We start from the raw sequence: 11,495 nt of genomic DNA on the forward strand, positions 1-11,495 counted from the left end.
GAGCCACCCCCGGAACCCGACACCCACCCCCACCCCCGACAACCACCCCCCACAACTCCCGCAATCTTGGTCCGACAACGCCCACCAGAGGGCACAACCGCACCAAGATTCACACCAAACGCTGACCCCTCCGGGGCGACAAGGAAGGGTGCGGCCCGCCGCGCCCGCCGCACGGACCAAAGCTGACCGCCCGGCGCAGCGGCCAACCCCGATCACCCCCGGAGCCGGGCACCACGCCCAAACCCCCGCCACCGCCCCACACCCCACAGCACCCACAGCACCCACAGCACCCACAGTGTTGACCATGAGGTTAGCGGCAGTTTTCGAGATCAAAAACGCCGCCAACCTCATGATCAACGAGGATCAGCCGGGGGCCGAGGGTGGGGTGGGTGGGGTGGGGTTAGGCGGCGGGCCAGTCTTGGGAGGCCATACGTGGCGAGACCGCCCCCGGAGGGGCGGCCTCGAGCCAGGAGAGGAAGCCGGTGACGGTGGATCGTGCCATGGCGATCTCGACCGGGGCGTGTCGACTGGTACAGCGGAGGATGATCCAGTCGGCCGGCATGGACATTCGTTCCTGCCCCTCGGGCAGTCGCCGTCGTTCGACCGCCAGCCCTTCGCGGGACAGCACCCGCTTGGGGCGTACGGCGAAACTGAACATCCGGTACCAACGGAGTTCGTCGCCGACGAAGCGGCCGAAACCGGGTGACCAGCCGCGACCGTCGAGCATGGTGGAGGTCCGGACACTGAGCCGGATGATGCCTCCGCTACGGGTGACCAGAGCCCGCCGGATGAAGAGAAACAGGAACGCGCCGAGGAGCACGGCGACGCCGATTCCGACCCCTTCGACGATCTCCATCGGCGGGTCGGCTCAGTTGCCGGAAGCCGCGGCGGCCGGAGTGGCGGTCTCGGCCAGTACGGTCACGCCCTGCTCGCTGACCGAGATGAAGCCGCCTGCCACGTCGTAGCTGAGCTGCTCACCCCCGGAGAGCTTGATGCGTACCTGGCCGGGCTCGGCGAGCTGGCCGAGCAGGGGCGCGTGCCCCGGCAGCACACCCAGCTCACCCTCGGTCGTCCGGGCCATGACCATCTCGGCCGTGCCGGACCAGACCTTCTCCTCGACGGCCACGAGCTGGACGTTAAGCTGCTCTGCCACGCTGTCTCCTTGCTGAGGCGGCGGATTGGGGAAATTCTAGTCGCGCCCGGGACCTGTTCTTCAGGCGGGTGCCAAGACCCGCGCCACGATCAGCTCCTGTTCACCAGCTTCGGATGTTCGAGCAGGAACGGGTCCAACAGTTCCCGCTCCAGCGCGACGAAGAAGTCGTCCACCTCGGGCGCGAACTGTTCACCGAGGTACTTGCCGTTCTCCTTGATTCCGCCACCCGGCAACTTGATCATCTGGATGTTGCCGGGACGGATGTCCTTGAGCGCGACGGCGAAGTCGACCACGCTGTGCCCCCGGCCGCTGAAGATCAGCGACTCGCCGGCCGCGCGGAGCACCTTGTCCAGCTTGACCGGGTTGGTCACCACGTCGGCGCTGAGGGCCTGACCGGCCATCGCCTTGACGAACTGCTGCTGGTGCCGCTGCCGGCCGTAGTCGCCGTCGGGGACACCGTTCTCCGGGTACCGCTGGCGGACGTAGTCCAGCGCCTGCCAACCGCTCAGGTGCTGCTTGCCCTTCGGGTAGACCGCCTGCGGCCCGATGTAGCCCTCGCCGTTGGGGTTGCCCTGGCGGTGCTTGCCGTTCGGCTCCCGGTGCTCCGAGCGGACCTCCCGCTCGATCTTCATCGTGACGCCGCCCATGGCGTCGACGATCTTCTGGAAACCGGAGAAGTTGATGATCGCGCCGGCGTCGAACCGCTTGATGCCGGTGACCCGCTGCACGGTGATGGCGAGCAGTTCGAAGCCCTTCGCCGCGTCCGGCTTTCCGCCGGGCACCCGGCTGCCGTACGACATCGCCGCGTTCAGCTTGGTGGTGTCGCCGGGGAAGTTCGCCTTCTCGAACGGCGGGATCTCCACGTAGAGGTCGCGCGGCAGGGAGAAGAGGTACGCGCGGTCCATCTCCTTCGGCACGTGCAGCACCATGATCGCGTCGGACAGCGGCGGAGTGTCCTTGTCGCGCGGGTCGATGCCGACCAGCAGGATGTTGAGCGGTCCCTTGATGTCGCTCTTGGGAGTGGCGCCGGCCGCCTGGTCGCCGAAGAGGTCCGCTTTGCCGACCGCACCCTCGTAGCGGGCGATCAGCGCCTCCGCGCCCACCAGACTGGTCCCGCTGAGCACCATCAGGACAACGCCGAAGATGGTGCAGAGCTGCGCCCAGCGGGGCACGCCCCGCCACACCGACGAGCGCCCACCACGCTTGCCGCGTCTGCCGGCCTTACCCACAAGCATCTCCGTTCGTCACGCCCCCGGGGGAAAGTACGGGCGCGCGGGGCCGAATGGTTTAACCAATCAACGCTCATCGGCGCATGAGCGTGGCTGTGCGGTGTCCGACGACATGCGCCGGGCCGTGCCTCGGTACGGCGCGGGCTGCCTTCCTGGACATCGCACCGACGGTAGCTCGCAGTCGGCGTGATCGCCGAGCACGGGAAACCGGCAGCGGCGATGGTACGTCGCGAAGATGAACAGAAGGCCGCCCCGGGGTTACCGGGACGGCCTTCTTTTTTCGTGTCTCACGGAGGAGGACGAAGGGTCAGCCCTTCATCAGCTCGGCGGCCTTCTTCTCCAGGTCGTCGAGCCCACCGCACATGAAGAACGCCTGCTCGGGGAAGTGGTCGTACTCCCCCTCGCTGATCTTGCGGAACGCCTCGATGGTCTCCTTGATCGGGACCGTCGAGCCCGGCACGCCGGTGAACTGCTCCGCCGCGTAGGTGTTCTGCGACAGGAAGCGCTCGATCCGCCGGGCCCGCTGGACCGTGATCTTGTCTTCCTCGGAGAGTTCCTCGATACCGAGGATGGCGATGATGTCCTGCAGGTCCTTGTAGCGCTGGAGGATCCGCTTCACCTCGCTGGCCACCTGGAAGTGCTCCTGGCCGACGAACTCGGGGGCCAGGATCCGCGAGGAGGAGGCCAGCGGGTCCACCGCCGGGTAGATGCCCTTGTCGGAGATGGACCGCTCCAGGTTGGTGGTCGCGTCCAGGTGGGCGAACGTGGTGGCCGGCGCCGGGTCGGTGTAGTCGTCCGCCGGCACGTAGATCGCCTGCATCGAGGTGATGGCCTGGCCCCGGACGGAGGTGATCCGCTCCTGCAGCTCACCCATCTCGTCGGCCAGGGTCGGCTGGTAACCCACCGCGCTGGGCATCCGGCCCAGCAGGGTGGAGACCTCGGAACCGGCCTGGGTGAAGCGGAAGATGTTGTCGATGAAGAGCAGCACCTCCTGCTTCTTCACGTCCCGGAAGTACTCCGCCATGGTCAGCGCGGAGAGCGCGACCCGCAGTCGGGTGCCCGGCGGCTCGTCCATCTGGCCGTAGACCAGGGCGGTCTTGTCGATGACGCCGGAGTCGGTCATCTCGTGGATGAGGTCGTTGCCCTCACGGGTGCGCTCACCCACGCCGGCGAAGACCGAGGTACCACCGAAGTTACGGGCGACCCGGGTGATCATCTCCTGGATGAGCACCGTCTTGCCCACCCCGGCGCCGCCGAACAGGCCGATCTTGCCGCCCTTGACGTACGGGGCGAGCAGGTCGATGACCTTGATGCCGGTCTCCAGCATCTCGGTCTTCGGCTCCAGGTCCGCGAAGGCCGGGGCCTTGCGGTGGATGCCCCAGTGGTCGTCGGCCTGGATGGTCTCGCCCTCGGTCAGGTTGAGGCACTCGCCGATCGCGTTGAACACGTGGCCCTTGACCGCGTCGCCGACCGGCACCTTGATCGGGCCGCCGGTGTCCCGGACGTCGGCACCGCGCACCAGGCCGTCGGTCGGCTGCATCGAGATGGCGCGGACCAGGTTGTCACCCAGGTGCTGGGCGACCTCCAGGGTCAGCGTCTTCTCGCCGCCGGACAGGGTCACGTCCACGTGCAGCGCGTTGAACAGGTCCGGCATGGCGTCGCGCGGGAACTCGGCGTCGACGACCGGGCCGATGACCCGGACCACGCGACCCGTGGCCGTCTTGGTCTCTACTGGGGCAGTCATCACACTTCACTTCCCGACGCGGCCAGCGCGTTCGCGCCGCCGACGATCTCACTGATCTCCTGGGTGATCCCGGCCTGGCGGGCCGAGTTCATCTCACGCGTGTACTTGTCGATCATCTCTTCGGCGTTGTCGGTGGCGCTCTTCATCGCCCGCCGCCGGGCCGCCGACTCGCTGGCCGCCGACTCCAGCAACGCCGCGTAGATCCGCGTGTTGATGTACTTCGGCAGCAGCGCGTCGAGCAGCGCCTCCGCGTCCGGCTCGAACTCGTACGCCGGCAGCGCACCCTCCGACCGGGGACGCTCCTCGATCTGCAACGGCCCGATGATCCGGGTGATCGGGTTCTGGGTCATCAGGGACTTGAACTCGGTGTAGACGATGTGCAACTCGTCCACCCCGCGTACCCCGTCCGGGCCCGCATCGCCGTCGCCGTCGTCCGCACCGGCGGTGAACGCCTTGATCAGCGTCTCACCGACCTCGCGGGCGTCGGCGAAGGACGGCTGCTCCGAGAAGCCCGTCCAACTGGCCTCGATCGGCCGGTTGCGGAACCGGTAGAACGACACGCCCTTGCGCCCGATGACGTAGAGCACCGGCTCCTTGCCGTCGGCCTTGAGCCGGGCGATCAACGACTCCGCCGTCCGGATGGCGTTGGAGCTGTAGCCACCGGCCAGGCCGCGGTCGGAGGTCACCAGCAGCACGCCCGCCCGCCGCACCCGCTCGCGCGGGGTGAGCAGCGGGTGGTCGACCGAGGCGTTGGACGCCAGCGCGGTGAGCACACCGGTGACGGCCTGGGCGTACGGCAGGGACGCCTCCACCCGGGCCTGGGCCTTGGCGATCCGGCTCGTCGCCACGAGCTCCATCGCCTTGGTGATCTTCTTCATCCCCTTCGCCGAGCGGATCCGTTGACGAAGAACACGTACCTGCGCCGCCATGGCCCGGCCCTACTGCTTCTCGGCCGGAGCCTCGCCGCTGTACCGGGTGACCGTCTCGTGCTCGGCCTCGCCCTCCAGCGGCGCCGCCGGCGCCTCGTTGATCGTGCGCTCGTCCTCACGGCCGAGGAAGCCCTGCTTGAACTCCGCGACGGCCGAGTCGAGGGTGGCGATGATGTCGTCGTCCCACTTGTTGTCGGCGATCGCCTGGAGCGTGGCGTTGTGCTTGCGCCGCAGGTGCTCCAGGAACTGGGTCTCGAAGCGCCGCACGTCGCCGACCGGGACGTCGTCCAGCTTGCCCTCGGTGCCGGCCCAGACGGCCACCACCTGCTCCTGCACCGGGTACGGGGAGTAGTTCGGCTGCTTGAGCAGCTCCACCAGGCGGGCACCGCGGTCCAGCTGGGCGCGGGAGGCCTTGTCCAGGTCGGAGGCGAAGGCGGCGAACGCCTCCAGCTCACGGAACTGGGCCAGGTTCAGCCGCAGCGAACCGGAGACCTTCTTCATCGGCTTCACCTGAGCGGCGCCGCCGACCCGGGAGACCGAGGTGCCGACGTTGATCGCCGGCCGGACGCCCTGGTTGAACAGGTCGGTCTCCAGGAAGATCTGACCGTCGGTGATCGAGATGACGTTTGTCGGAATGAAGGCCGAGATGTCGTTGGCCTTCGTCTCGATGATCGGCAGGCCGGTCATCGAGCCGCCACCCATCTCGTCGGAGAGCTTCGCGCAGCGCTCCAGCAGCCGGGAGTGCAGGTAGAAGACGTCACCCGGGTACGCCTCACGGCCCGGCGGGCGACGCAGCAGCAGCGACACGGCCCGGTACGCCTCGGCCTGCTTGCTCAGGTCGTCGAATACCACGAGCACGTGCTTGCCGCCGTACATCCAGTGCTGGCCGATCGACGAGCCGGTGTACGGGGCGAGGTACTTGAAGCCGGCCGGGTCCGACGCCGGGGAGGCGACGATGGTGGTGTACTCCATCGCGCCCGCCTCCTCAAGGATGCCCTTGATGCCGGCGATGGTGGAGGCCTTCTGGCCGATGGCGACGTAGATGCAGCGGACCTGCTTCTTCGGGTCGCCGGAGGCCCAGTTCTCCCGCTGGTTGAGGATGGTGTCCAGGGCGACGGTGGTCTTGCCGGTCTTCCGGTCACCGATGATCAGCTGCCGCTGGCCCCGACCGATCGGGGTCATCGCGTCGATGGCCTTGATGCCGGTCTGCATCGGCTCGAAGACGGACTGCCGGGCCATCACGTTGGGGGCCTGCAGCTCCAGCTCGCGGTAGCCCTCGTCGGCGATCTCGCCGAGGCCGTCGATCGGCTGGCCAAGCGCGTTGACCACGCGGCCCAGGAAGGCGTCGCCGACCGGCACCGAGAGCACCCGGCCGGTGCGCTTGACGCGCTGCCCCTCCTCCAGCCCGGAGTAGTCGCCGAGGACGACGACACCGATCTCCCGGACGTCGAGGTTCAGCGCCACGCCGAGCGTGCCGTCCTCGAACTCCAGCAGCTCGTTGGTCATGGTCGAGGGCAGGCCCTCGACGTGGGCGATGCCGTCGCCGGTGTCGGCGACGGTGCCGACCTCCTCACGGGAGACGTCGGGCGAGTAGGAGGAGACGTAACGCTCAAGGGCGCCGCGGATCTCCTCCGTCGAGATGGTCAGCTCGGCCATCCTCTGCTTCCTTAAGTATCAGGGGCCCGGGATACCTAGTACCGACCGGTCCTCGGGTCGACTGTCTTTCCGGGCGCTTCGCGGGTGCTGGTCAGCGCTTCGCGAGCGCGTTGCGGGTCTCGTTGAGGCGGCGCAGGATCGTCCCGTCGTAGAGGTCCGATCCCACCCGTACGCTCACTCCACCGAGGATCGTCGGGTCAACCGTAAGCTTGACAGCAACCTGTCGATCGTATATGGCGGATAGCCGATCGCCCAGTCGCCGCTCCTCCTCCTCGGTGAGCGGGGCGGCGACCGTGACGTACGCGACCTGCCGGTCCCGCCGCTCCGCCGCCAGCTCCACCAGCCGGGACAACGCGGCGGTGAACGACCGGCCACCGAAGCCGGCCAGGGCCGCCTCCGCCAGCCGCACCGTCACCGGCCGGGCCTTGCCCGTCAGGAGCATCCCGACCAGCTCGGCCCGCTGGGCCACCGGCGCCATCGGGTCGGACAGGGCGTTGGACAGCTGCGGGTCCGCCGCGACCACCTGGCCGAAACGGAACAGCTCGTCCTCCACCTCGCCCAGCTCGTCGGCGCGGTCGGCACTGGCGAGCAGGGCCTGCACGCCGAGACCTTCCGCGCCGTCGAGCAGCTCCGACGGCACCGACCAGCGGCCGGCGACAAGCGTCCCGAGCAGGTCGAGCGTGTCCGCACCGACCTTGCCGGAGAGCACCGAGTTCAGCAGGCCGGTGCGGTCCGCACCCTCACGGGCCGGGTCGGAGAGCGCCCGGCGCAGCCGGACCTCCCGCCGCAGCAGGTCCGCGACGGCGAGCAGTTCCGCACCGGTGCCGGCCACGGTCGACGGCTCGGCACCGGCGACGTACGCCTCCAGCCGCGCGAGCGCGGCGGCGTAGGACTCCCGGCTGGCGGCCTGCATCAGCGGGCCCCCGCGCTCTCGAGGTCGGTGAGGAACCGCTCGACGGTGCCCTTGCGGCGGGCCTCGTCGGCGAGCGACTCGCCCACGATCCGGCTGGCCAGGTCGACCGCGAGGCCGCCGACCTCCGCGCGCAGCTCGCGCACGATGGTCTGGCGCTCCACGGCCAGCGACTCCCGGCCGGCGGCGATGATCCGGTCGGATTCCTCCCGGGCCTTGGCCAGGATCTCCGTCCGGATCGACTCGGCGTCGGCGCGGGCGTCGTCCCGGATCCGGGCCGCCTCGGTACGCACCTCGGCGAGCTGGGCCCGGTACTGCTCCAGCAGTTGGTTGGCCTCGGCCTGAGCAGCCTCGGCACGCTTGAGGCCGCCCTCGATCGCGTCGACCCGCGCCTGGTACATCGCCTCCATGCGCGGCATCACGAACTTCAGCAGCACGAAGCAGAGCAGGGCGAAGGCGATCGACCCGATAACGAGCTCCTGCCAGATCGGCACGAGCGGGTGGTGCTCCACACCTTCAGCGGCGAGATACATGTCAGACCTCCGGGTCGCGTCGGGCTACGTCAGACTGCGAACGCGAGCACCAGGCCGAACAGGGCGAGCGCCTCGACCAGCGCGAAGCCCAGGACCAGCCAGGTGCGGTTGTAGCCGGCGGACTCCGGCTGGCGGGCGCTGGCCTGGATGTAGGCCGCGAAGACCAGGGCGACACCGATGCCGGGGCCGATGGCGGCGAGACCGTAACCGATGGTGTTGACGCTGCCCTCGATGGCGGCAATAACGTCCATTGCGGGTATTCCTCCTAGTAGACGCGTGAGTCCTCACGCGTACGCGGTCGTACCGGAAGCTTGGTCGGGCCGGGCGGCCCGCCGAGGTCTGTGGATCAGTGCCCGTCGGCGAGCGACGTGCCGATGTAGTTGGCGGTCAGGGTGACGAAGACGTAGGCCTGCAACAGCGCGACGAGCACCTCGAAGAAGGCCATCAGGATCGCCATCAGGAACGAGAAGACCGACGTCACCTGGACGAAGACGTTGTCCGAGGCGAGCATCACGAAGCCGCCGACGGTGAACACCAGCAGGATCAGGTGCCCGGCGAACATGTTGGCGAAGAGTCGTACCGCCAGCGTGACGGGTCGGTTGATGAAGTTCTGCAGGAACTCGATCGGGATCAGCAGGACGTGCATCGGCCACGGCACGCCCGGGATGATCAGGCTCTGCTTGAGGTAGCGGCCCAGACCCTGCTTGCGGACGCCGATGTAGAGGTACATCACGTAGGTGATCGCGGCCAGCACGATCGGGAAGGCGATGTGCGAGTTCGGGGAGATCTGCAACCCGGGGGTGACGCCGAAGAGGTTGGTCACCGCGATGAAGCAGAACAGCACGGTGAAGTAGGGCGCGAACCGGATGCCGTCCTTGCCCATCTGCTCCCGGGCGATGTTGTCCCGGACCAGGCCGTAGATCGACTCGGCCATCCACTGACCCTTGCTCGGCACCAGCTTCGGGTTCCGGTAGGTGGCCATGAAGAAGATGATCAGAAGCCCGACGGCCAGCCAGACCATCAGCGTGAACTTCGTGACCCACGGGCCGGCGAGATCCGGCGGGTAGAAGTCTCCGACGCTGGGGGGCCAGGGAAGGCCCTCTGCGGCGACAAGCTGTCCGCTCACCGTGTCATCCTCCGCACTCGACAGACCCGCGCGTGCCGGCACTCAGGCACTGAGCCTCTTCATGATCAGGTAGATCGCTCCGGCTGCGCCGAGCATCATGCCCACGGCGATTCCGACGCCGGTCGGCAGGCCCAGGAACTCCCCCGCCAACCAGCCGAGGAATCCCCACACCACGATGCCGGCGAGCAGGTAGCCGAGGACGGCTCCGGCGACACCTTCCGACGAGTGTTCGTCGGGGCTTCTGCGGTGTGGGTTGTCGGCCATGACGAGGCGAACACTATCAGCCGGGTGTTTCGCGAGTGTGCGGCACCCCCCACACTGCGAGCAGCGTGCGGGCGGCGGGTGCGGCGCGTCAAGCCGGGGTTAGCCTACTCCTGTCCGGCCGGCCGGACAGGCCGACGAAACGCCGGGGAAACGCCAGCCGTACGGTCAGTGATCCGACGGACGGTCCACGCTGGGCAGCGGGGAGCGCAACGCCCAGGTCAGGTGGGCACCGGTCCACACCAGCACGGCCGCGATGATTGCCGCGCCCATGTCCGGCAGCCCCGGCCAGCCGGTGGCCGCCACGGCCGCCATCGCCACCCCCAGGATGACGATCTTCGTGGCGTAGGTGACCAACCCCACCGACATGATCAGTCGCGGGTGGACCGCGTCCGCCCAGGCCACCGAGAAACCCGAGATCAGGTAGCTGACGACCACCAGGGCGATGCCGGCGGCCACCCCGGCCGCACCGGTCGGGCCGCGCAGCACGGCGGCAGCCGGCACCGCCACCACCGCCAGCACGGCACAGGCCAGCAGCGGCAGGCGCAGGTACGGCAGCCGGGCCCGGATCGCGCCGGGTTCCCCGGCCCGGGGCGCGGTCGCCCGGGGTACGCCGGGTCCGCCCGCAGGCGCGCTCATCGGGGGTACGCCGGGAACTCGGCCGCCAGTTCGGCCACGTCGGCGGCGATCCGGGCCAACTCGTCGGCGCCACCCGGGGCGGACGGGTTTGTCCGCACCGCCCGGGCGATCAGCCCGGCGACCTGACGCATCTGCGCCTCCCCCATGCCCTGGGTGGTGACGCTGGGCGTGCCCACCCGGATCCCGGAGGCGACAAACGGCTTCTGCGGGTCGTACGGGATCGCGTTCTTGTTCAACGTGATGGTCGCCGCGTCGCAGCGCGCCTCCGCCTCTGCGCCGGTGACCCCGGTCTCCCGCAGGTCGATCAGGGCCAGGTGGGTGTCGGTGCCGCCGGAGACCGGCCGCATCCCCTCGGCGGCCAGCCCGGCGGCGAGCGCCCGGGCGTTCGCCACCACCTGCGCGGCGTAACCGCGGTACGCCGGTTGCGCCGCCTCGTGCAGCGCGACCGCCTTGGCCGCCACGGCGTGCATCAGCGGGCCGCCCTGGGTGAACGGGAAGACCGCCTTGTCGATCCGCTCGGCCACCGCCTCCCGGCAGAGGATCATGCCGCCGCGCGGGCCGCGCAGCACCTTGTGGGTGGTCGCGCAGACCACGTCGGCGTACGGCACCGGCGACGGGATCGCCTGCCCGGCGACCAGCCCGATGAAGTGCGCGGCATCCACCATCAGGTACGCGCCCACCTCGTCGGCGATCTCCCGGAACCGGGCGAAGTCGATCAGCCGTGGGTACGCGGTCGCCCCACAGATGATCATCTTCGGCTGGTGGGTGCGGGCGAGATCCCGTACCTCGTCGTAGTCGATCAGCTCGGTGTCCCGCCGGACGGTGTAGCCGACGGGTTTGAACCACCGGCCGGAGAAGTTCACCCGGCTGCCGTGGGTGAGGTGCCCGCCGTGCGGCAGCTCCATCGCCAGCACCGTGTCGCCCGGCTGGACCAGCGCGGCGTACGCGGCCAGGTTGGCGCTCGCGCCGGAGTGCGGCTGGAGGTTGGCGTGCTCGGCGCCGAAGAGGTCCTTCGCCCGGGCGATGCCGAGTTCCTCGGCCCGGTCCACCTGCGCGCAGCCGCCGTAGTAGCGCCGGCCCGGATAGCCCTCGGCGTACTTGTTGGTGAGCGTCGAGCCCAGCGCCGCCAGCACGGCCGGCGAGGTGAGGTTCTCGCTGGCGATCAGTTGCAGCCCGCCGCGCAGCCGGTCCAGCTCGCCCAGCACCACCTCCGCGATCTCCGGGTCGGCCGTGCTGAGCTGCTCGAAGTCCGGCCCCCAGAAGGTGCCCTCGGCGGTCTCCACAGCGCCAGAGTCTAGGAGACCGCAGACTGGAG

13 protein-coding genes are annotated in these 11,495 nt (G+C 69.3%); all 13 read right to left on the bottom strand.

Annotated features, from left to right (window positions below; translation table 11 throughout):
- Positions 1–400: 400 nt before the first annotated feature.
- The 13 genes from V5O40_RS15165 to V5O40_RS15225 all read right to left on the bottom strand — a co-directional run bounded on the left by V5O40_RS15165 (position 401) and on the right by V5O40_RS15225 (position 11,463).
- Positions 401–856: a DUF2550 domain-containing protein gene (locus V5O40_RS15165; protein ID WP_093405446.1), complete on the bottom strand. Its 456-nt coding sequence runs from the start codon at positions 854–856 to the stop codon at positions 401–403.
- Between the two features lie 12 nt (positions 857–868).
- Positions 869–1,153 (bottom strand): F0F1 ATP synthase subunit epsilon, encoded by a 285-nt coding sequence (locus tag V5O40_RS15170; protein ID WP_269738053.1) that lies wholly within the window; start codon positions 1,151–1,153, stop codon positions 869–871.
- Positions 1,154–1,242: 89 nt separating this feature from the next.
- Complete coding sequence (locus V5O40_RS15175) at positions 1,243–2,388, bottom strand: LCP family protein (RefSeq protein ID WP_332906029.1); 1,146 nt, start codon at positions 2,386–2,388, stop codon at positions 1,243–1,245.
- A 301-nt stretch (positions 2,389–2,689) separates the two neighbouring features.
- A complete protein-coding gene (gene atpD / locus V5O40_RS15180) occupies positions 2,690–4,126 on the bottom strand; it encodes a F0F1 ATP synthase subunit beta (protein WP_332906030.1) in 1,437 nt (478 codons plus the stop codon).
- A complete protein-coding gene (locus tag V5O40_RS15185) occupies positions 4,126–5,055 on the bottom strand; it encodes a F0F1 ATP synthase subunit gamma (RefSeq protein WP_332906031.1) in 930 nt (309 codons plus the stop codon). Before V5O40_RS15185 ends, atpD begins: the two co-directional genes overlap by 1 nt.
- A 9-nt stretch (positions 5,056–5,064) precedes the next feature.
- Complete coding sequence (gene atpA / locus V5O40_RS15190; protein WP_093405432.1) at positions 5,065–6,711, bottom strand: F0F1 ATP synthase subunit alpha; 1,647 nt, start codon at positions 6,709–6,711, stop codon at positions 5,065–5,067.
- A 91-nt stretch (positions 6,712–6,802) separates the two neighbouring features.
- On the bottom strand, positions 6,803–7,624 hold the full coding sequence (locus V5O40_RS15195) for a F0F1 ATP synthase subunit delta (RefSeq protein WP_269738057.1): 822 nt from the start codon (positions 7,622–7,624) through the stop codon (positions 6,803–6,805).
- Positions 7,624–8,154: a F0F1 ATP synthase subunit B gene (locus V5O40_RS15200; protein WP_332906032.1), complete on the bottom strand. Its 531-nt coding sequence runs from the start codon at positions 8,152–8,154 to the stop codon at positions 7,624–7,626. The genes V5O40_RS15195 and V5O40_RS15200 overlap by 1 nt, the downstream gene beginning before the upstream one ends.
- Positions 8,155–8,183: 29 nt before the next feature.
- A complete protein-coding gene (atpE, locus tag V5O40_RS15205; RefSeq protein WP_013735640.1) occupies positions 8,184–8,405 on the bottom strand; it encodes an ATP synthase F0 subunit C in 222 nt (73 codons plus the stop codon).
- A 95-nt stretch (positions 8,406–8,500) separates the two neighbouring features.
- On the bottom strand, positions 8,501–9,322 hold the full coding sequence (atpB, locus tag V5O40_RS15210) for a F0F1 ATP synthase subunit A (RefSeq protein ID WP_332906033.1): 822 nt from the start codon (positions 9,320–9,322) through the stop codon (positions 8,501–8,503).
- Positions 9,323–9,544, bottom strand: coding sequence for a hypothetical protein (locus V5O40_RS15215; protein ID WP_093405421.1), 222 nt, complete (start codon positions 9,542–9,544; stop codon positions 9,323–9,325).
- Positions 9,545–9,709: 165 nt separating this feature from the next.
- Positions 9,710–10,180: a hypothetical protein gene (locus V5O40_RS15220; RefSeq protein WP_332906034.1), complete on the bottom strand. Its 471-nt coding sequence runs from the start codon at positions 10,178–10,180 to the stop codon at positions 9,710–9,712.
- Positions 10,177–11,463, bottom strand: coding sequence for a serine hydroxymethyltransferase (locus V5O40_RS15225; protein WP_332906035.1), 1,287 nt, complete (start codon positions 11,461–11,463; stop codon positions 10,177–10,179). The genes V5O40_RS15220 and V5O40_RS15225 overlap by 4 nt, the downstream gene beginning before the upstream one ends.
- Positions 11,464–11,495: the final 32 nt, after the last annotated feature.

Source organism: Micromonospora palythoicola (genome assembly GCF_036689795.1).
GTDB lineage: Bacteria > Actinomycetota > Actinomycetes > Mycobacteriales > Micromonosporaceae > Micromonospora > Micromonospora palythoicola.